The organism is Bradyrhizobium sp. BR13661 (assembly GCF_029892425.1).
In the GTDB taxonomy this organism is placed as follows: Bacteria; Pseudomonadota; Alphaproteobacteria; order Rhizobiales; family Xanthobacteraceae; genus Bradyrhizobium.
In genome coordinates, this window is the sequence record NZ_JARXWB010000007.1 from 269683 (window position 1) to 290408 (window position 20726).

At 59.3% G+C, this 20726-nt stretch carries 18 protein-coding genes, 1 tRNA gene and 1 pseudogene; 8 read left to right on the forward strand and 12 right to left on the reverse strand.

Annotated elements, in window-relative coordinates; genetic code table 11:
* The first annotated feature begins 37 nt into the window (after window positions 1–37).
* Window positions 38–114 (forward strand) — tRNA-Pro (locus M2427_RS14800).
* 930 nt (window positions 115–1044) lie between these two features.
* Here the strand turns inward: M2427_RS14800 and M2427_RS14805 are convergent.
* The 8 genes from M2427_RS14805 to M2427_RS14840 all read right to left on the reverse strand — a co-directional run bounded on the left by M2427_RS14805 (window position 1045) and on the right by M2427_RS14840 (window position 10886).
* Window positions 1045–2838: a ThiF family adenylyltransferase gene (locus M2427_RS14805; RefSeq protein WP_280707095.1), complete on the reverse strand. Its 1794-nt coding sequence runs from the start codon at window positions 2836–2838 to the stop codon at window positions 1045–1047.
* Between the two features lie 321 nt (window positions 2839–3159).
* Window positions 3160–3507, reverse strand: coding sequence for a hypothetical protein (locus M2427_RS14810; RefSeq protein WP_280707096.1), 348 nt, complete (start codon window positions 3505–3507; stop codon window positions 3160–3162).
* 232 nt (window positions 3508–3739) lie between these two features.
* Complete coding sequence (locus M2427_RS14815) at window positions 3740–3976, reverse strand: AlpA family phage regulatory protein (protein ID WP_280707097.1); 237 nt, start codon at window positions 3974–3976, stop codon at window positions 3740–3742.
* A complete protein-coding gene (locus M2427_RS14820) occupies window positions 3973–4473 on the reverse strand; it encodes a hypothetical protein (protein WP_280707099.1) in 501 nt (166 codons plus the stop codon). Before M2427_RS14820 ends, M2427_RS14815 begins: the two co-directional genes overlap by 4 nt.
* Window positions 4466–7285 carry a DUF927 domain-containing protein gene (locus M2427_RS14825; protein ID WP_280707100.1) on the reverse strand — a complete coding sequence of 940 codons (2820 nt, stop codon included), beginning with the start codon at window positions 7283–7285 and terminating at the stop codon, window positions 4466–4468. Before M2427_RS14825 ends, M2427_RS14820 begins: the two co-directional genes overlap by 8 nt.
* 194 nt (window positions 7286–7479) lie before the next feature.
* Window positions 7480–7722, reverse strand: coding sequence for a hypothetical protein (locus tag M2427_RS14830; RefSeq protein ID WP_280707101.1), 243 nt, complete (start codon window positions 7720–7722; stop codon window positions 7480–7482).
* A 142-nt stretch (window positions 7723–7864) separates the two neighbouring features.
* Window positions 7865–8740 (reverse strand): hypothetical protein, encoded by an 876-nt coding sequence (locus M2427_RS14835; RefSeq protein WP_280707102.1) that lies wholly within the window; start codon window positions 8738–8740, stop codon window positions 7865–7867.
* A gap of 682 nt (window positions 8741–9422) precedes the next feature.
* Window positions 9423–10886 carry an AAA family ATPase gene (locus tag M2427_RS14840; RefSeq protein ID WP_280707103.1) on the reverse strand — a complete coding sequence of 488 codons (1464 nt, stop codon included), beginning with the start codon at window positions 10884–10886 and terminating at the stop codon, window positions 9423–9425.
* Between the two features lie 1106 nt (window positions 10887–11992).
* On the opposite strand from M2427_RS14840, the gene M2427_RS14845 reads away from it, so the two are divergent.
* Together M2427_RS14845 and M2427_RS14850 are read left to right on the forward strand one after the other, a co-directional pair.
* Window positions 11993–12232: a hypothetical protein gene (locus tag M2427_RS14845; RefSeq protein ID WP_280707104.1), complete on the forward strand. Its 240-nt coding sequence runs from the start codon at window positions 11993–11995 to the stop codon at window positions 12230–12232.
* A gap of 612 nt (window positions 12233–12844) precedes the next feature.
* The gene (locus tag M2427_RS14850; RefSeq protein WP_280707105.1) at window positions 12845–13366 is read left to right on the forward strand and encodes a hypothetical protein; all 522 of its coding nucleotides are present in this window, start codon (window positions 12845–12847) and stop codon (window positions 13364–13366) included.
* On the opposite strand, the gene M2427_RS14855 is transcribed toward M2427_RS14850, so the two are convergent.
* Window positions 13329–13610, reverse strand: coding sequence for a hypothetical protein (locus M2427_RS14855; RefSeq protein WP_280707106.1), 282 nt, complete (start codon window positions 13608–13610; stop codon window positions 13329–13331). The two genes, M2427_RS14850 and M2427_RS14855, sit on opposite strands and share 38 nt — an antisense overlap.
* A gap of 163 nt (window positions 13611–13773) precedes the next feature.
* Here M2427_RS14855 and M2427_RS14860 point away from each other — a divergent pair, with 163 nt between their 5' ends.
* The 5 genes from M2427_RS14860 (at window position 13774) to M2427_RS14880 (ending at window position 17363) form a co-directional block, all read left to right on the forward strand.
* Window positions 13774–14649: a metallophosphoesterase family protein gene (locus tag M2427_RS14860; RefSeq protein ID WP_280707107.1), complete on the forward strand. Its 876-nt coding sequence runs from the start codon at window positions 13774–13776 to the stop codon at window positions 14647–14649.
* Between the two features lies 1 nt (window position 14650).
* Complete coding sequence (locus M2427_RS14865; RefSeq protein ID WP_280707108.1) at window positions 14651–15070, forward strand: hypothetical protein; 420 nt, start codon at window positions 14651–14653, stop codon at window positions 15068–15070.
* Window positions 15071–15076: 6 nt separating this feature from the next.
* A complete protein-coding gene (locus M2427_RS14870) occupies window positions 15077–15640 on the forward strand; it encodes a metallophosphoesterase family protein (RefSeq protein ID WP_280707109.1) in 564 nt (187 codons plus the stop codon).
* Window positions 15641–15742: 102 nt separating this feature from the next.
* Window positions 15743–16003, forward strand: coding sequence for a hypothetical protein (locus M2427_RS14875; RefSeq protein WP_280707110.1), 261 nt, complete (start codon window positions 15743–15745; stop codon window positions 16001–16003).
* 391 nt (window positions 16004–16394) lie between these two features.
* On the forward strand, window positions 16395–17363 hold the full coding sequence (locus M2427_RS14880) for a DUF2971 domain-containing protein (protein WP_280707111.1): 969 nt from the start codon (window positions 16395–16397) through the stop codon (window positions 17361–17363).
* Window positions 17364–17513: 150 nt separating this feature from the next.
* Here M2427_RS14880 and M2427_RS14890 read toward each other — a convergent pair whose 3' ends face one another.
* The 3 genes and pseudogenes from M2427_RS14890 to M2427_RS14900 all read right to left on the reverse strand — a co-directional run bounded on the left by M2427_RS14890 (window position 17514) and on the right by M2427_RS14900 (window position 20530).
* Window positions 17514–18956: an HAD-IC family P-type ATPase gene (locus M2427_RS14890; protein WP_348521924.1), complete on the reverse strand. Its 1443-nt coding sequence runs from the start codon at window positions 18954–18956 to the stop codon at window positions 17514–17516.
* 30 nt (window positions 18957–18986) lie between these two features.
* Window positions 18987–19136: pseudogene (locus M2427_RS14895) on the reverse strand (DNA-binding response regulator); the annotation flags it as partial.
* A gap of 131 nt (window positions 19137–19267) precedes the next feature.
* A complete protein-coding gene (locus M2427_RS14900) occupies window positions 19268–20530 on the reverse strand; it encodes a DUF4010 domain-containing protein (protein ID WP_280707112.1) in 1263 nt (420 codons plus the stop codon).
* Between the last annotated feature and the right edge of the window lie 196 nt (window positions 20531–20726).

Below are 20726 nucleotides of genomic sequence, written 5' to 3' on the forward strand. Positions count from 1 at the left end.
TCCTGGAAGCGTGTATCGACGGGGCTCGCCGGACATTCGGGGTATAGCGCAGCCTGGTAGCGCGGCAGTTTTGGGTACTGCAGGTCGTTGGTTCGAATCCAGCTGCCCCGACCACAATTACTAGCAAAACCAAAAGCTTAATAGGGTCGACAAAAATACCGTACCTTAAGAATCGTTATCTGGGTAAGGTTGGGGTAAGGAATCCAAATACATCCCGGGAAATCCCAAACGCACCCACGCCAACCACAAAAGAAAAAGCCTGGCGCGAAGGCCGAGGCGTTTTCTCCCATGGAGGTCGCCTTTCTATTTGCCAGCGCCATCACCCTTCGGTCTGGCGTCGGTTACCTGCCTGCGGCGATGAGCATAAAAGGTTCATCTACTGCTTCTCCAAGGCATTGAAGAGACTGTATCCGATGCGCGATAAGCTGGACCCAGGCTCGGAGCGCAGCGCATAAAACGCCAGTTACGCTTTGAGATTCAGCAGTCGATAACAGGCGCAAAATGGCGGAATTCGACGGGAGCGTGGCGATCCCGGCGCAAGCGGACAGTCGGTCGTGACAGATCAAGCTGAAAAGAGCTGCAACTTAACTGCGCCGATCAAGAGCTGTTGCCAACCCCATCTTGGTTCGAGTGTTGCGACCCAAACCGAGGGCGTCCAGCGCTCGTGATTTCCGAAGAGCACGATCATCAAGGGCCGGCGAGCGCGAGCTTCGCGTGATTTGATGACGCGTCGGATAGAGCGCCGATCGGTCCCACTGAGGTCACCCGAACTTGCCTCGGGGTGCGAGTGCCAGTCGCCGATATAGACGTGCGAACGACCAGATCGATGATAGAGGACGGCGATCTGGGCAGCCTCCCACTCGTGGTCGTGTTGGTAGGAATACCGTCGGTGAACCGAGTCCGGGCCGGGTCCTACGAACTCGGTTACGACCACGGTATCAGCGTCGCTCCAGTACCCGATTAGAGCTCCGCCCGTTTCAAGCGGAAACTGCCGATCCGCCTCGGTCTTCAGCGACGACAGGGTTCGGGTCGAAAGCCAAACCGTTACCGGCGACATGAGCATCGGGAATGAGGCGGCAAACTGTTTTTGCGCCATGCCGGCGCGCGGATCCCATCTTGGTCTTCGAAGGCCAAGGTGTAAACGACAGAGGATGATGGAGGAACGCCGCCGGCAAAAAAGCCCGCCACCACTCGCATTGCCTGCAGAGAAAGTTCCTGGAGATCAAAGAAAGTACCGGAGAAGGTGCGCTCGGCGCATCCAGGAGGCTGGATCAGCTCGCCGTCTTCGAACATGCCTGGAGGAGCTGCAATGACGTTCGGTTCGTCCTTCCACGCCCACTCGAGACATACAAGACACCCGCTGCGGGGCATCGAAAGCGCGACCACTCCGCCACCGACGGTAGGGGTAGCGTATAGCGAAACGAAGGGCAGAAAGCGCGACCGCGAATGCTCTTGAATGAGAGATGTCAGTCCGAATGAGGCCGTTGCGTCGATGACGAGATCCGCGCCAGCGAGCGCTTGCTCGAATGCGGAATCGTCTCCCGTCCCCGATTGGAGCGAGTAAGTCCCCAGACAGTGATGTATGTAGGTCACATTAGTCGCCGGATATTCGCGAGCTATGAAATCCGCCAACGCTTGGCCTTTCAGTCGCCCCCAAGCCGAAGACCCCAAGGGCCAACGAACGGTGTTGCCCGGCTCCACCGTATCGTGATCCATCAATCTGAGTTCGCGGATGCCGCCGCGCGCCAATTCAATAGCAAGGGGAGCTCCGATCGCTCCGGTACCAACGAGTGCCACCGATTTCGTCGCTAGTGTCGCAGTGGCCGAAGCACGCGAACTGAGGTCGCTTTTCCCGGCTCGCAACGTCTTGATGACGAAAGCGCTGATTTCCGGCCCCTTCTTGCCCGGAGGCGAAGCCTTCTTTCCCGGATAGAATGCGGCGGGTTTCCCGCAAGCGAGCACGAAAAGCCACGACTCGCCATCGTGCCGAAATTGAGTTTCCGCAGGGTAGAGGGTTGCAACGAGATGACCTCGGGTCGATGTGGAATCAAAGCCAAACCCGTGAGTAGCGTTGATGCGCCCCTTCAAAAGTTCGCCCAATCCGGCGGTCTGATCGTGCATCATCGGGGTCGGCAGCAACTGTTCAGCCGACCGGACCCACGTGATCTCCATCTCCCGAACCGCACCGCTCTGCAACGTACTCGGCCATGGCCCATTCCAAGCGGCGATTTCATTACCATCCGCATCGAAGATGCTCTTCACCAGCGCGCACAGAACCGGCCGCTCGGAATCTTTATCAATATGAGCGACGTAAGCGATCTTCAACGTACCCGGGCCCTTGGCGTTTAGGAGGGACCAGTCGGAATCGATCAAGCAATACGAATCCGGTAGACTGTTAGTGTTCCACCATACCTCCGCCGGTTCTCCTTGCGGATCTTCGTCCCCTCCGCCCTCCATCGCAGCCTGCAACTGTTCTTGCAGAAGCTTCGGAACAGTCCAGTTCGATTGCCATTGGCGAGTGTCCCGTCCAAGGAGACACAGATTGCCATCAAGAGGCGAGCAGTGCCGCTTAGGGAAAAGCGCCGGGTCGATGAGGTTGATGTGCGGTCGGGCCTCTGGGTAGCCGTCCGGATAGATAGCGTGAAGGGGTATCATGCGATCTCCGAGCGGCCAATCGAACGTCAATTCCAGACGCCCGTCCGTGAGGACCTTCTCATCGATTTTCGGAGAAACGCCAGCGTCGGCAAAAGCCTTCAACTCCCGCTGGTACCATCCCGGATAGCGGCGGTCCCAGCGGGGGCGCGGAATATCCTGCTGTTCAGCAGGGTCCTCTGACATCAGCCGACGCGACGCGGCGGCGGACTTGGAGGCTGCGGCGGCCCTGGGGGCCCCGGCGGCGGGGGCGGTGGCTCGTGATGATGGGGGTGATGCGGTTCGTGCTCGTGGTGCTTCTGAGGTTCGTGAGGGTGATGCTCACGCCCGCCGCCTTCCTTTCCGTGGCCTGACATTTTTCCTCCAGTGGTCTGCCCGCAACCAAGGTCACGTAAGTACGTTTACCACTATGTCAACGTGCGTTGTTCTCAGTCACAACTGTACACCGTATTATTGCGGGTCCCGTCTCTCCCGCGACTAATTCCCACTCCGCAAGAAGCGGAGCTGCTACCCCGCATTCACGACGCAGGCCGCGAACCCCTCCCGGAACGATCCGGAGCAGCGGGTCATATTGCCATAGGCTTCGCCGGCCGCGATCTCGTCGGCGACGTGCGCAAAATCCACGAGCAGCAGGATGCCCTTGAGCAGCTCGCGCTCGCCCGGGCTGCAGACTTCCGCGTAGCGGCGCGCCGCCTTCGTGAAGCGTCCGTTGGGCGCGTCGTTGAGCCTAACGATGGTCTCTCTGAAGTCCATGTAGCTGACCGAGGACTCGAGAGCCTTGAGGAAGGCGGGACCGAGCGCTGCCAGGATGCGGCTTGGCGGACCGGCCTTGAAATGGGCATAGCAGTAAGTCATCGGGATTTTCCTTTCCTTGCTGTTTGATAGAAGGCCGGAAAAAGGGCACCCAATCGGGGTAGGGTGCCTTTATTAGGGGGCGCGTTATGGTCGTCGCCGCACTGCGGCCCCGTGAGCATGGTCCGGCACTGCTCTGGAGTGGAGTCATCTGTTTCTGGATTCCGAGGAATTGCTTCCAGCATGATCGGGGAGCCCGTTGCGAAGAATGAGCACGATGCTGATACACGGTCAGCTAGTTTGAGGGGCACGCGATCTTCGAGTCGATACGCTGCTGCCAAGCAAGCACATCTGACTTGTACCAAGCGATCCGCCGGGGTGCGATCTCTCGCGCCCTGGGGAAACGGCCGGCATCCATTTCGCGATAGAGCGTCGTCCTCGAAAAAGGCACGAGCGCCAGGACTTGGCGAAGTGACAGCATGGGCCTGATCTCGTCAAGCCGCCCTGTGTTGGCCTCGATCGCTTCACTCATGCTCGCACCAATGACTGGCAGCCTGATGCGTCAGGCTGACCTGCAACCGTGAAAAATACAAACGGCGATGCTTTGAGGAGACCGCTGGCAGGTGAAGCGTCGGACAAACGCCCGATGAGCGCGGTCTGATCGGTCATCCCGATCACCTGTGGCCGCCGCAGAGCAGTGGGGTATCCCTTCACTTCGAAGCGACAGGCGAGCGCGACCGGCTCAACACCCAACAAAATACCGGTGGAGCCGGGGACACCGGGGACGTTTGCGAGAACGTCCGAAAGATATTGTGCTTTTCCGTCCCCGGTTGGCGCGAGCGCCTGTCCCCGGTCCCTTGTGACCGGAGACAGCTCCTCTTCTTGACCGGGGACGGCGTCTCTCTCCGATCTCAATAACTTGGACGAGCGGTCACCGGTGCCACCGGTGTCCCCGGTGTTCCTGAACGACATTGAGTTAGCCGCCACAAGTACCGCGATGTCGTCGGCTGGGGTTCCGAAGCTATGCATTATCGTCGCCTTCCAAGAATGCGGCGACGACGTGATAAACGCGCTGTTTTCCAAAATTCGGAATGCGCATCGACTTCGTGAGGTGCTCCTTTTCAGCAACGACCAGGTGCCCCTTGGCGGCCATAACGCTCGCCGTTCGGCGGGGGTCTAGTCCCGCACAGATTTCCTTCCATGCTGACGGGGTGACGTAATAGTCCCAGGCGTCCCCACTCATTTGCCGATATCCGGCAACGTCGCGGGCAGCGATGCGAGCCGGCGGCGGGAGATTCGATGCCATCCTTGCCTCAGCAAACTTCGCGTCGTCCCAGGCCGGAATAAACCGCGCCATTCCGTTTGCGAGCAAGAAGGCGCGAACCGTCTCGATTCCTTCTCGCTCCTCGGCAGGCGCGCTCCCTCCACGCGCCACCATCCATGCTTCAAACGCGTTGGCAGCGGCAATCACGGCTTCGCCCCGCTCCCAAGGTAGCACGCCTGCACGGGTAGCTATCTCGCCGCCAGCTGCAATCAGTGCAAACCGCCGCGCTACCCGTTCGACCTGACCGTCGGCTCCGGGAGGAACGTACTTGATGGAAAACAGGGCCGTGATATCCGCGACCTGATTCTGGAGATCGGTCATTATCGGGACGATCGCCTTGAGGTAAGCGCGCGCTGCCACTCCGTAATGATGCTGCGCCGCTTTCGTCAAATGGCGCGCCAGCGCGTCAGGCGAGGGAAACTCATGGAGTTCCTCCAAAATACCCATCCCGGCACCGGCATCAGCCGCCACATCAACAATCCGAACCGCCTGTCCTGCTGCCATTCTCCTGGAACGGCCATCCTCCGCGATTTTGTCGGCCAATCCAATTTCGCCGGAGGAAAGGAACAACGTTCGCCAGCTTGCCGACCGACGCGCCGAGCCATCGCGAGCGCTGCGCGCTTTTCCTGATCCGTTAGCGAGCATGTAAGCCGCGTCGCCGGCCTCGCGTGAGGGGAGCTCCGACAGTTCATCGAGACACAAAAGAGTGTCGCAATGGCTGAGAGCGACTCCTTCTAGACCGTTCGAAGTGGACCGCCACGACCTCAAAAATCCTTTAACCCCACCTCCTCCCCAAACAGATCCGGCCACGTGAAGGGCGGTGGATTTACCTGTCGAAGAGGCTCCGCGAAAATGAATGCCACCACCTTCTGCAGAGCACGGCCCAATCAGGGGACCAGCAAACGCGGCCGACAATGCAAGTACGAGCAGACCATTGCCGATCGCATACCGTGCGACATTCTCCTGCCAACTCTCAAGCGTTCCGCTTTGACGGAAGGTGTGCTCGTGCGCGGTATTGGTCTGCAGGAGCAGCTTGTCACCATCCGCTTCGCCAAAACTCTCGTCGGGCAGCACGAAGGATAGCCCGTGCCAGCCGACCCGCTGAGTAGCCCTTGCTCGACCGCGCGATCTGACCTGCAACAGGAAGGCGTTGAATTGGGTCCGCGCCTTTTGCACCGGGCTTACAAATAATCCACCATCAAGCAGAGCTTTCCGCGCCTCAGAACCATCACCGGCGAGCGTTGCTTTGGGCAGAGCATACCGGTGTTGGCGGCCATCGCGGTCTTTCCATTCGAGCAACACGCCCCAGCTGGTGCCATCGCCATCGCGAGTTTCCGCTACGATATCGAAGCAACCCGCCAGCATGAGTTCAGGCTTTTCCGGGTCAGGGTCGATCCAATAGAGCCCGTCATCTCGAAAACGGTATCCAAACGGAAGCTTGAAGCAGTCATCAATTTGCCCGTTGGCAAGAGCTGCTTTATCCCCCAACGGATTGTCAACAGACCGCGATCGCCAGCCGTTTTGTGCCGCGTGCCAAAACAGCGTACCAATCGTGATCGAGTTGCCCGCCGCAAAGCTAGGCCATTTCTGCGCTGTAAGCTGCGGATCATTTTTGTGAGATTGAGCGGACCACCTTTCCCAAAGATCGCGCCCGCTCTCGCCGAGCCCTTCATACAGAGCGAATCCGATCCGTATCCACCCGTCGTAATCCATATCATTGGGAATACGATCGAGCGCATCGGATACTAACTCGCGGCTCGGTCTCTCGCCGCCCCAAAGGACCGGCGCAATCTCTTCATGACGTTCGCGCTGCTCGCGCCGCGGCTCTTTGATCGACTGTTCGCTTTTGGTGTCGCTTTTGATCTCTCGCGCTGTGCGCCCGCCTGCCGCGCGCAAAAACTGTTCAGCTTCGTCAACGAACTGCTTGAGCGCTTCGAACGTGACGAGGGGAATTTCCGAGGCTGCGGTATCGAGCGGGGATCTTTCGGGCCAACGGTAAGGCGCGTGCGTATCGGGATGAATGCCGAATGCCACGAACTGTTGACCGTCGGCCAAAATCTCCACCCTGGCTCGGTCGTCTTTTTTGTCAGCATCATCGCCAAAAATCAAATCTGGGGTCGCCAACTTTTTGTGAGGAGTTTCGACCCGGTAGAGTAATAGCGTCTTCGGTGCCCGGCCGATCCGGCGTAACGGTGAGGGTCCGAGCAGCTCAACCGTGCGGGCGACCAAACCTGATGCCAGTACATCATTGAGAACGTCAATATCGATTCCGATGAGTTCGCCGCACAGAATCCCAGTGTTGGTGCAGTTCCGCTGCGACAAAGACCAGTTTGTGATTTTCTCTGGAGTTGCATTGAAGCATTCCGTCGCCCAGGCCCTCATGCTTGGTCGCTTTCCGGCCGCGTTCATGTTGATGTGCGCACCGATAACGGGAACCGGATAATAGCCGTTGCTGCGCAACTGTAGTCGCAGTGATGTCAGCTCTTCAGGAGTAGCTATTTTGAATAGCGCGTTCACTTACGCGCCTCCGCGGACTTGTGGGCGCGGCGCGCGATTACGACAGCAGCAGCGGGCATCGACGGGATTACGCCGGCGAAGCCACAAGGCTTGCCGGCGCTGAAGACCCTTGGTGTCGCCGCTCTGTTGAGCGTTTTTGCGATCCGCCAGTGCCCGGATGCTGCCGTGGATCTCGCTTTGTGTTTCAGTGACCCTCATGCGGCGTTGGCCCTGAGGCGGTGCCCAAGGGCCGAGAGGGCACTGGGCCCGATGAGCTTAGCGGCCCAAACATCCAGTTCAGCCGGATCGTAAAGAACGTGGCGGTTAGCCTTGTGAAAGGCAGGGCCGGTGCCGTTCGAACCGAGCTTGGCGAGGTATTTCGGGGTGCGCCGTAGGCCGTGGCGCTCGAGCAGATATTCGCTCGCTTCCTTGCGGTTCAGGTATCTAACAGTATCCATCAGTAACCCTCGGTGCCGGCGGGTCAGCGCCGGTTTGCGAGGGTCAAGAATCGCCGCTTTGCAGGCGAATTTCAAAATAGCGGATAAACGGACTGGCCAGTCCGTGGGGAGACGATAAACGGACTGGCCAGTCCGTGCGGACCTAATCGCGCTTAGGCTCGCGATCCCTGATAATCGCGCGAAGCTGATTTTCTATAGTGCCAAGCGCGAGAGGCTCTAGATCGTACTTTTTCAAGGATTGGTTCACGGCTTTCAGAATCTGCGGAGCGACGTATTTGGCACTTTTCCGGTTCGCCTCTTTGGGCTCATTCTGAGCAAAGTCTTCGTAGATCATGGCGATGACCGCCGATCGAATAGCGCCCTTTTGCCGTTTTGCGGCGGGGCCTGCCTTCAGGGCCCGCTCAGCGTCAGCGCCCTTGGCTGCGAGTTCGTGCTCCCCAAAGAGCTCAAGATGTAGCCAATGCCACGCGTCGGCGTAGGCAAACGCCGCCTCCTGTACCTGCTCATTTTCGTTCAGCAGCATAAGGAGCTGGTCGGAGGCCTGGAGAAAACGAGCCGCTGCCGTTTCCACCGAAAGCAAACCCGTCTCGGATTGCATCTTCTCGATCCAGAGCCGCAAATGGCGCGAGATAGTTTCGGTCGGATCGTTGCCCTCGGCTTCTGCCATCTTGTCAGCCGATTCAACGACAGCGAAGAAATCCATTTTGTTTTTGGCCCGAAGATGCCGGTTCGCTGCCATGTACAGCAGCGAATGAATATCCGCCGGTGTTGCCGTGAACAACTCCTCTGGCTGGTCTGGATTTACGCGCACGCTGCGTTGCGGCCCGAATAAGTTGTCGCCCGTCCAACCTTGTATGGGGTCCCTGTACTGCTGCCATGTGGCGCTGCGAATGCCCCTGGTTTCGACGACCGACCTGATCAGGTCACCCTGTCCAGGCGTTTCCTCAATCCTGTGCTGCAATGATGAAGGGATTTCCCTCGCATCATCTTCCTCATGGTCTTCAACTTGCTCGATCAATTTGGCACCTCCGCCGGTGCAACCGCTCGGGGGACGACGCGGCAGGCCGGTGCGGTACCGGCTTGTCGGGAGCTAACCTAGCCGCGCCGAAACGGGCTCAATCCTCATCTTCGGACGGACCAGCTATCATGGTTCGCGCCTAACAACTCGTTATCGGAGGCGAGCGCAGACAAACGAACTCGCAGGCGGCGCGGCCTTATCTGTCTCGGGATGACGGAGGGGGGCTGCTGTGGCGTCCAGGTCCGCAGCTTGCGAAGGCGAAAATCTGATGGGAAGTAATTCGCTCAATGCTGCCCTTTGGGCCAGCTCCGCTGTAGAGACCCTGCATCTGGCCGGCCGTTGGCAATACCCGTTCGAGAACGTTTTTGCGCTGGACGACCCTTGTTGGCTGTCTGAGGATGTGTGCTCAGTTTCAATCGCGGGCTGGGTGGACAAATCCAAATTCCGACAGAATATCAGCTCGTTACTCTTGCAGCAGCCCGCGCGTTCCCGAGCGCGGTCGGCCCGGAAGGCACCGAAGCTACGGCGGGGCTGTAGAGCGCGCTGATCTCTAGGCATCGATCAAAGGGGTCTGGGTCAGCTTCGCGAACTCGAACATCTCCCTTGAGGTAGCACTTAAAGGTCGACTGTGAGGCTACGTGCTCTCGTTTTCTCCATTGCTGGCTTCCGATACTCCATGGGATCAATGCCAGACTGCCGCTCGATTGCGGAGTTCTAGCGTCGTGGAGAGGATCGCCCGCAACTTCCGGAGGCTGAAGCCAGACACGCTCCAGGCACGCGCGATGACGTCCAGCTCATCGTTCGCAAGGGGCTGAACGAATCCTTCCTCTCCGATTTCGATAGCAAGTTCGCGCATGACATTTCCCGCCAGCAACGGCAGGTCGGCTAGCCGGGGGGAAGGAATGTTGATAATGCGGTACCTATCCTTCAGGGGCTCTGGCAGATCCTTGATTGAAGTGGCCGTGGCGATGTGTACGACCCAACTTAGGTCGAGCTCGGCGTCAAGCGAGCTATCTCTGTAACGACAAGCAGTTTCGGGCTCGAGATGTGGCAAAATGGCATGGACCAACCGGCCGTTGTGCTGAGACGTGGCAGACTTGTCGATCTCATCGACGAAGCAAATCACGTTCGCGATGCGCGACTGGCAAATCGCGCGAGCTGGCGCGCATGGAACTGTGTTGGACCACGCTTTCGGCGTTCCGCCGAACGCAACCGCATCCGTCGAACTTGAACCATCGATCCGGTAAATTTCCAGTCCGAGTAGCTGACCAATTCTGCGGACCAGACGTGATTTACCGTTACCTGGGGGGCCCACGAGCAGGAGAGGCTTGAGGCGAACCGGATATCCTTCGCGCAACTCGCGAAGCACGAGATTGATAGCGTTCAAGGCGTGAGGATATTCAGCCGACAACACATCTCGAGCACCTCGCACATCACGGGCAATCACGAGAGGAAGCTTGGCGTCGACCATGTCCTTGAAGTCTTCATGAACTGCACCGAGCTTCGAACTCCTGGCTTTAGGCATGACAACAACGTTGCGCTCTTCAGGGGCCGCCGCCCAGGTCCATTTCTCCGGTTGAGGTGTGGGCGCGGCCGGCTGCGCCACCTGATTTGTCCCGATCAGCTGTAGATGCGCAATCCAAAAGATGCTGCGCTGATCGCCTTTAAAATGTCCCTCAGCTGCCTTCGACCAGGTGCTCAGCCTCGAGCGGATTTCCGCGATTTCGCGTTCCGAATGAGCGTCCCGCCACAGGTACTCGGCACCGGAGGCGAGGTGCGGAAGCACGTCGTCAAAAGTCTTTGGTTGGCCGGCATCAACGGAGAGCATCAGCGCACAGAGCGCCGCCTCGCCGGAGCCGAGGTCGAAGAGTCTGTTGGCCAGCCGCCTGCAAGCTTGCTTGCTGCGTTCTTTTTCGCCAGACCAGAACTCCGCCGCCACGTCATCCAGTTGAAGTCCTTCGATTTTGCTCAACTTGGCCCAGGTCCATGCCGCCGCGGCTGGCCAGGTGTTGAATAGCAATAGAGCAGTTGGGATCGGCTTAGCCGAGGTTGACAGGGAGGGCGAATCCCCAACATTTCGCGGTGTACAGTCGGCCCGATCTTCCTGAACGAGTCGTTGCCAATCCTTGAGGTGCTTGTCAGTCATCCGAGGAGTGTACACCATTAAATGTACAAACAAACCCGAGGGTACGATCGTGGTTAAGGGTTCGAAAAAGGGAAGGGGCCCCCAGCAGGCACTTCGGGGCGTCAAGTTGGGACGCCCGTTCGGCGACCCTCTGGACGTGCGAACCAAACGCCTGGCGCAGCGCGTTCATCCCCACCTCATGAGCGTGCTCGACCAAAGAAGCAGAGAGTATGGAATAACGCGCTCCCAATTTATCGAGCGGATTCTCGTCGACTATTGCAACGCCCACGAAGGGGCGCAGCTTGACCCCATCGGTCGATGGATGCCTCGCAAAGAATGGAATCCTCGGCTGGCAAGGCGCCTTGATACCTTACCGGTTTCCGGGAAAGCTTTGGAAATCGGCAACCAGGTTGAGGCGGAGGCCGACCTAAGCGAAGAAAGCCCGCTAAGGGGGGCCGAGGTGCACCAGGAAGCAGCAGCGTCTGGTCAAAAACGGACTCGTCGGCGGACTCGGAGTGAGAAGGCGAATTAGGGATTTCGCCTTGCTGGCGGAGATGCGACGATCCTTTTATGAGTGTGACCCGCGAGACAGTGGAATCTATCGATCGCGAACGCCAGGAAACGTGGTGGCGTCCTGGAGTGGATGGTGTGCGCCGAAAAGGAGTTCGGCAACCTGCCTCTGTTGTTAAGGCGAAGGCTCGCCTCCGTACAGCAAGATGGCGCGTCCTGAACGACCAAGCGAGGCGCCCCGAAGCGAACGTCGTGGCAATGGCCTTGCTGCGGGCCCTCGTCCAATCGGAACTTCGCGAGTTGACCGAGCGAGAACGTGGAATAGTCGCCAGAGCGCTCGTCGATCTACAGGAGCAGGGTTACTCTCTCGGTGAAGTTCTGAGGGTGTGCCGGAGGGTCCGTGAGCAGGCATTTAAAGAGAACGGTGCGCCCACGGTCGCCCAACGCAGTTCTGGAACGCGGGGCAAAGCGGGGCAACGAGATACCCGCTAGATCTTTCCCGTCTGCTAGCCATGATGACTGAGCGTGTCGCGGCTCCGAAAATACCTGAGGAAATTTGCTGGTGGTCAGCGAGACATGAGATTGTCGGCCGGCGACAAGAGCTGCACAAAAGTCCAATGGCGGCCTTGGGGAGCGAGGCCGCCCGGGCGTCGGGTGAGACCCGCGCGGCGGCGGCGGCCGTCATCGAAGAGATGATCGAGACGCTGGCCGAAGACCCGTCTTCCGAGGCGGTTCGTGGCGAAGCCATGCTCGACTACGCCACCATGATCGGCGCCATGACCTTGGCTCGGATCGTATCGGGGACGCCGATGTCGGAGGAAATCTTGAAACGCGCAAGGAAGCGCCTGCATCGCTAGCGGACCACTCGCGGCCGCCGCCTGAACGTCTGCTACGGTCGACGGCCGCCCCTAGGCGGGTACCAAGCGTCAGATTTGGACCACTAGCGCTTCCAACCGCCAAATCACGCGCCAGCCTAAGTCACGTCGTTTCGTGCGGGCATTATACTGGCATAATGCGGGCATTATACGGTGCGATCGCGCATTTGCCTACAATTTCAAGCGCTTGGGGAGCGCCAACTCGACGATACAACTAAGACATCATCACAGAGTCCGGTGCCAAAGCGGGCCAAATTGACCGTGCGGATAGACGTTCCTTCTCACACCAACATCTGTTTCTTTTTGCACCAAGTAATGGGGGGCGGCGAGAATTTAACGCGCACGAGTATGAACGCACGTGTGCGCCTCAAACGTGGCTACTTAACTCAACTGATCATTGCCGCGACGCACCCCCACGGATCTAAAACTTCTGGTCAGGACCGCTCTGCGATTGCCGAGTTTCGGCCGGCTTAGGTAATCATCCGGCAGCGCACACACTCGATAGAATTGTCCCTTGCGGCTTGCCGGACACCCAATGACATTGTTGGTGTTTAAAAAGCACTCTCAAGCTACAGCAACAGAGGGGTTCTTCGCATGCTTCGATCTATCTTGGCCGCGGTGGGCCGCGCGTTCCTCTGGGCTGCCAACCGATGTGTGGCGCTGATGCTGGCGCCCGTGCACGCAATCCTCGGCATTTTGTTCCCGGCGGCCTATGAGCCGCTCCTCAGCGACCACAACATTGGGGATGCCGCATCCGACGAGTTGTTTCACCCTGACCCGAGCTTCGATCCCTTTGCGGCTGCTGAACAGCTGCGCCAAGACAGAGAGCTCGAAGTCAATCGCATTCTAAGGTGGGCTGCGGATGTCTCCTGCGCCGATGTAGCAATACCGCTTCCTGATGTTCGGCCGGAGCTGCTTCCCTGGCTCGCTTGTTTATCGGAACACCAGCGAGATGCATTGGTGCAGGCGGGAAAACCCGCGGCTTACAGCCATCTGTACTGGTCCATTTCAATCCCCGGCGTCCCGACCGTCCCAAGCCTGGACGACCGCCCGCAGCTCGTCGGTTCGGAGAAGTCATTCAGCTCTGCTGAGTTCGGGCCTGCTCCAACTTTTTGAGATGCCATCGAGCGATCGCCGCATCGCATTGAGCGATCGCAAGATCGAGCTCCAGCTTGCGTCTCCCTTCGTGCCAGCGCCTTGTGGCTTGCAAGCGCGCGTGTTTTGCTTTGGCCAGCCGGGCGAGGGCGATCGAGCGATTAACCCGGTCGTGCGTCGCGCCCATCGCTGCGGTCGAGAATATCGAAGTAAGTGCAGCGGTGCCGCTAATATATGTGTACGGGTTGGTGCTGAAATCTGACAATCTGGCCCTCCAATTTGCTGGAAACGTGACAATTAAGGGTGTACGGTGTAAATCTTTACGCATCGTAAATGCGTTCGGGAAGGAAAGACCTCGTGCAGAACCTAGTCGCCATGGATCTCGACGTGACAAACTCAAGACCCGATCGGCGGGAGGTCCTCGTCTGATGCGCATCCGCGTTCTCTCCGACCTCCATGTCAGCCACGAGCACAATGCCTGGCGCAATGTCCCGGACGTCGATTGCGACGTTACAGTGATCTTGGGGGACGTTGCGAACCCCATGACCAGCGGCATGGAGTGGGTCGCCAGGACGTTCTCTCGACCGCTGATCTATGTGTGCGGTAATCATTGCTTCTATCGCGGGCTCCAGGGAAGTGGTGAAGAGCACACCTTCTATCAGCAGCAAAAGGAGCGTGGGCGCGAGATGGCGGAACGGTTCGGAATCACATTCCTGGATAACGAGGTCGCGACCATCGAAGACGTGCGATTTCTCGGGGCCACTCTCTGGTCTGACTTTTCGATCCTGCCGCCGGGCTTCACGGTTCGCGATGCGATGTCGCAGAGCCAAAAGGGATGGAGCCCAGCCGGAGGTCGTTTTTGGGACAACTCGTACCATAATGACTTCCGCGAAATCAGATTCGGAGGGGGTTCGAACAGGCATCGCTTCACGCCGGCGCAAATGCTCGCCCTTCACAGAGAGAGCCGCGCATTCCTGGAGCGCGAGCTCTCGACGCCTTTCGCTGGACAGACGGTTTGCCTGACTCACATGGCTCCATCCCGCCAGAGCCTCGAGCCCGATATGCACGCGCACGACTGGTTGTATGCGTGCTCGCTGGAGCAGCTCATGGAGGGCGAGAACGCACCGGCTCTGTGGTGCCACGGGCATATCCATCGCAATCGCGACTACGTTGTTGGCAACACGCGCGTGATCTGCAACCCGAGAGGATACGCAGCAGGGCCGCGCGCTCGCGAGAATCCGGATTTCATCCCGGACCTTGTTGTTGAAGTCGAACCGACGCTAAAACCTTCATTTGGGGTGTGACATGCTTGCATTTTTTCGCCGCCTCTTTCGGGACACCCCCGCGCCGCAGGTGCAAGTCGTCGATCAACGGGTGATATGGGAGACTTGGCTCGACGAACAGCGAAAGCACCAGGCAATTCAAAAGAAAGAGCTCGAAGCGGATCGCACTCGAATATCCATTGTTGTCTGGAGCTGGGCGCGCGACTGCGTGACCGAATGGCGCCAGCTTGAGCCGCCTAAGAAGGTGCCGCGCGACGTTCGTGTCTGGCTCGCTGGCCTGACAGTGCTCGAGATCGTGGCGATGGAGAGAGCAGGCGATGCGGCTGTCCGCGAGCACATGTACGGGTGCGGCGAACTCATTTCCGGCGTCCGCAAGGTGCAGCCGCTGTCCCCGATCACGCTGCGCTTCCCGCCGCGCAAGCGCAAGGCGGACGGCAAGTGATATCTCATGTCCACTTTTCTCATCTCTGACACTCACTTCGGACACGGCGCCGTTATCAGGATGTGCGGCCGACCATTCTCCGATGTCCATGAAATGGATGCAGCGATGGTCGAGAGCTGGAACGCGACTGTGCGGCCGGAGGATACCGTGATTCACCTCGGTGATTTCGCGCACCGATACGATGCCGCCAAGTTGCCGAAGCTGTTCGCGAGTTTGAACGGGCACAAGCATCTGGTGAAAGGCAACCACGACAACGCGGCAACGCTTGCGCTGCCATGGGAGAGCGTGCGTGACATTGCTTATGGATCGATTGATTCTCAGAATGTCGTTCTGTGCCACTATTCGATGCGCACCTGGCCGCGCATCCGCAAGGGAGCCCTGATGTTGTATGGCCACAGCCACGGGCGCCTGCCCGGAAATGTCCAGTCGTGCGACATCGGCGTCGACGTGCTCGGTTTCGCTCCGGTACGGCTGAGCATGATCAAATCGTATCTTGCCACGTTGCCGCCGATGAGCGATCCGGAAGCGCGCGACGAAATCGAAAGCGATCAAGGGCTGAAGCCTTCATGAATCGGGGCCGAACAGTATCCTTCCGGGCCGAGATAGCCGACATGGAAATCGAATTCCGAGGGGCGGGAAGTACTCATAGTACGTGGCCGGGGAGATCAGCTGATGCCGAAGGTGCGGCTCTATGACATCGTTTCCGCCCTTCAGAAGGACGGCTACAAGCTGTCGATAAGGGCCTTTACCGCCGAGGGGAACGACGACAATCATGTGATGCTTCTCGTAATCAAGGTACAGGAGGATGGTAGCAGCGAGGATCTCGTCGCCGCGCACCGTTTGCACAACAATGTTATCGGCTGGTACGAGGAGGACCGCCTCTGGGAGACGGTCAGCAAATTCGAGCGTCAGGCGAAGTCTGAAACGGCATAGTCGGTGTACGAGAGTCTTCCGCGACAGTAACAACCTAGCGCCTGATCAGATCGAACCACTTAGCTCCGTCTGGGTCTGTGACCACGCGGGTGTTTTTGAAGATGCCATGATATGAATACAGGCTTGGGCGATCCTGCTTCTTTACGAGGACCAGAATTGGCAATTCTGGGAAATCCTTTATCGATCGGTTTCCGGGGTGAGTTTTCATTATGTTTTTTCCATCCACGGTGGACTTGCGTCGATTGCCGCTGCGCGTGAGCATGCCCCGGGAGAGGGCGGGGGAAGGGCACCCGATGCCGGGACCTGGGTTGGCGCCCAACGCATAGAGCTTTTGGGCTGTGCGGACGTTCAGATAGCTTGATTCCGCTCGTTCGCGGCCTAAATCCGGGCCATGGACAAGCTGACTGACAACGAATACCGGCACGCGCTGCCGCCGCAGCTAATGGCGGCGGCCGAGAAATTCGATGCGTGGTCGAAGAAGCAGCTGCTGGAGGAGCAGGGCGCGGCAACCCCGATCGAGCCGCTGTACCATTATACTGGCGAGGAAGCGCTTGTCGGCATTCTGCGTCACGAAAAGCTCTGGTGCTTCAGCCACCTTCACCAGAGTGACCCCAGGGAGTTCGAGTATTCACTAGCCGGCGCGCTGGACGTCATTCGGCAGGTCGGCGGGTCAACCGACTTCTGGACCAAGCATTTTTGCGGCTGTCTCGAGGACATGCTGGTGACCAACGGGCTCGCCAGCCCGTTCGATTTCTACCTGTTCAGCCTCAGCCGGCATCGCGACGACCCGGGACAGTGGCGCGAGTACGGCAAGGCAGGTCAGGGATTTGCAGTCGGCGTTGCGCCTGTCCTGTTGCAGCCGGACACTGATGTCCTCCACGCGCAGGCCAACGAAAATCTGCACATCGGCCGTGTGATCTATGGCGATCGCGAAACCAATGCGCGGCATCGGCTGGTGATCCGAAAAGCCGCCGCCATTACCAGCCAGGTCGCGCGCCATAACCGGAAATGGATCGACATGGTGCGGCCAGTACCGTATCTCGCGGCGCTGGCGCGCGAGGTGATGGCCTCGCAGTTGGTCTGGAATTGTCTTGCCGCCAAGGAATCGAAATTTTCCAACGAGCGGGAGGTGCGCGGCATCGTCATGGGTGTACGCGAGCGCTTCGATCCGTACCGGAAGATGCTGGGAGCGCGGGCATACATCGAGGTGCCGCTGCCGTTGAGAACACCCGGTGGGATTGCGGAAGTCCTGGTCGGGCCGCATGCCCCGCCTGATGCCGAGGCGAAGGTGAAGGCGTTGTTGAAGTCCGAGGGGTATGCCGACGCTATTCCTGTGATCCGGTCTTCGGCTGTCTTGTGAAGGGCTCGGTGCTCGCCGCTCCATCTGCTGGAAGTGCCGGCAAGCGGTCGATCGCAAGACTATCCAACAGCCATCAGAGCGTAATCGAGCACGAGCAATTCGGCCGTACGGCACGACGCGACTGTAACGCGTCGACTGACAAATTGCCCGTCATTTCCTGAATCTTGTTCGTCGGTGGTGGTCAAGGAACTGCTTTTCCGACGATGACAGTTTTGACCGGAGACGTGCAGGAAGGCGAAACATCTTGCGATCTCTGGCGGTCAGTCTTGGCGAAAGCAGCATCGTTCCAGTATCCGCAAACGAGATCAACCCACGATCGAAGAGCGCATCAAGGTGTGCCGCAAGCAGGAAGCCGTTTGCCGGATCAAGTCGCTCCTTGTTGTTGCTGTCGGACCAGGGCTTGACGTGGGATAGTCCCGACTGGAAGTGACTGTTGAGAAAAGCGTACTCCAGCACCTCGTCGGAATCGCGCCCACTGATGTCGATGTGGCGCTTCAGAATGATCCGGTCCTGCGTCAGGGTGCCCGTCTTGTCCGTGCACAACACGTCCATCGCACCGAAATTCTGGATCGCGTTGAGACGTTTGACGATCACCTTCTTGCGCGACATGGCGATCGCACCCTTGGCGAGATTGACCGTCACGATCATCGGCAGCATTTCTGGCGTGAGACCGACCGCAACCGCGACGGCGAACAGCAGTGCTTCCAGCCAATCGTGCTTGGTCAGGCCATTGATCAGGAAAACAGCCGGCACCATGACGAGGATGAAGCGGATCATCAGCCACGTGAACTTGTTGATGCCGAGGTCAAAAGCGGTCGGCACGCGCCGGCCGACGATCTCGTAGGAGAGCTGGCCGAAGAAGGTCTTCGAGCCCGTCTGCGCAATGACGCCGGTGCCGTAGCCGGAAACGACATTTGCGCCCATGAAGCAGATGTTCGGCAGGTCGAAGGCGTCCTGACAGTCGGCGGAAGTCGGCTGCGCATGCTTCTCCGAAGGCATGGATTCCCCCGTCAGCGCGGACTGGTTGACGAAGAGGTCCTTGGCTTCCAGCAGGCGCAGATCGGCGGGTATCATGTCTCCGGCAGAAAGCCTCACCACGTCGCCGGGAACCAGCTGATCTATTGGGATTTCGCAGAATACGTCATCCGATCGGCTTGGGAGGCGCCTGACGCTTGCGGTCGTGTGCACCATGGCGCGCAGCCGGGCTGCCGCTTCATTCGACCTGTGCTCCTGGATGAAGGCAGTCGTTATCGCGAGTACCACCATAGTGGCAATCACCACGGCTGCACGTACGTCTCCCAGAAAATAGGAGACGGTCGCTAACGTCAGCAGCGGCGCATTCAGCGGGTTGCGTGCTCGGGACCAAAGCTCCTCCGGTATCGTGGCCTTGCGTTCACGCGCGATAAGATTTGGACCGAATTTCTTGGCGCGGGCGGCAGCCTCCGGCTCAGACAGGCCTTCCGGAGCGGATCCCAGCTTCGCGCAGGCCTCCTCAGGCCGAAGCCGGCTGATGGCCGCAAGCCAGCCGTCATGCACGGCCGCTTCAGTGTCAATGCGGCCGGTCTCCATGTGCGTTTTCGACCAGAAGTTCATGTGCGGTATCGCCGGGTTTTGACAAGCGGCTCAACCATCGTAGAAAGCAGGCTTGAGGTGTTGCGGCAGATCAAGCCCGCGAAGCGACGCCTCATCCGCCGCCCTAAGATACCCGCCGCCGGTTTCTCTCAGAACGTATTGAGGGCGCTCCGGATCGACCTCGATCTTCTGCCTCAGCTGGAACGCGCACCAGCGCGACAATCCGGAGCTGTTTGGAAGTCCGGCCTCAATGGGTAGCTCAGCGGAGCGCGGAGTCGTCACCACCGCGACTATGAAGTTCGCAGCTTGAAATCCGGTGCAAGCCGCGCGTGCTATTGAGCCTCGAAGATTGCGCCAGCCCAAGCTGCGGCGACAACGAGAATAAGGCCGGGCATCAGCCGAAGCGCGAAGGAGCGCCCGCCGCTGACCCAGCCAACGACGATCTTGCTGAGAGTATTTGTCGACAGCGCCGCCAGAACAGGGGCGACAGCGTCGGAGGGGGGGATCTTGCCCGAGGCAGCGAGGGCCGCTGCGGCCACGGCGGGAGAATGCGTATCCGCGAGCCCGGCTACGGCCGCGCTGACAACTAGGCCGATTTCTCCGAACGCCTCCTGTAAGCTGGCAGAGAGCAGGAGCACTCCAGAGAGCGTCAAAGCCAGCATCAAGGCGGACGGTAAGCTGAACGCACGTCCGTGCTCGAGCTCGGCTGTGCCGGTCTCCCTCATGCCTTTGAGCGTGAAGATTGCGCCATAGATCGTCGCCGCCGCGCCGGCGCAAAGAAGCGGAACCAGCAGACTTTGCAGCGTAGACAGATTCGTCGCTGCGAGCACCGCGACGAGTTGAACGATGGTCGCGACGGTCGAAAGCGTTGCGCCGGCGGCCGCCGCCCCAAGCAACTCTGGCGCCTTGCGAGCTCGCGCTCCCATCGCCCCGATCGTGGCTGTGCTAGAGACGAAGCCCGAGGCAAAGCCAGCGATCGCGAGCCCGCCTCTTGCGCCAAGCAGGCGAATTGAAATGTGTCCGACGGCGCCGATCGCCATAACGAGGATGACAATGATCCAGATTGCTCGCAGGTTGAGCGCGCCAAGGGGCCCGATCGGTCGGTCGGGCAGCAGTGGCAAGACGACGAGCGTAGCCGCGGCAAAGATCAATCCGTCCTTGACCTCGCCGTCGCTGAGTACCGAGCGGACAAAATGATGCGTTGCAGCGCGCGAGGCGAGCAGAATAGCCACAGCGACGGCAATGCCAGCGGCCAAAATGGGACGCTGCGTGGCCAGTCCGCCAAGCAGAACTGTCAGTATAAGCGCGATCTCCGACGTCAATCCTGGATCGTCGCTTGTAGATCGCAGATAGGCTATCGCGGTCAGGACAGCGACCCCCGCCGTTACCAAGCCCAGCAGTTCCTTGCCGCCGATCATAACGCTGACGGAGCCAGCGAGCGATGCGATGGCAAAGGTGCGCAGCCCGGCGGGCGAACGCCTCGGCCCCTCGCCTTTGCGGCGTTCTCGTTCAAGCCCGATCAGTAGTCCGATGCCAAGTGCAACAGCGACGGAAATGATCTCTGAGTTCAGGTTCAGTTTGAAAAAATCCATCATGGAAGCGGTGCTGTATCACCCGGTTGTGGCGGTGCGTTGATCGGGGCCGCTGCCCGCCGCGCCAGATGGGCACCCCCAGCTTCGAGCGAACGCGAGCGTCAGAGAAAAGGCATCTGCTAGTTCGGCGAATTGCCTGCGCCGCGCCTCAAGCGAATTTCTCAACCGGCGCCTGCGGAAAGTTGATTTGCGTCAACTG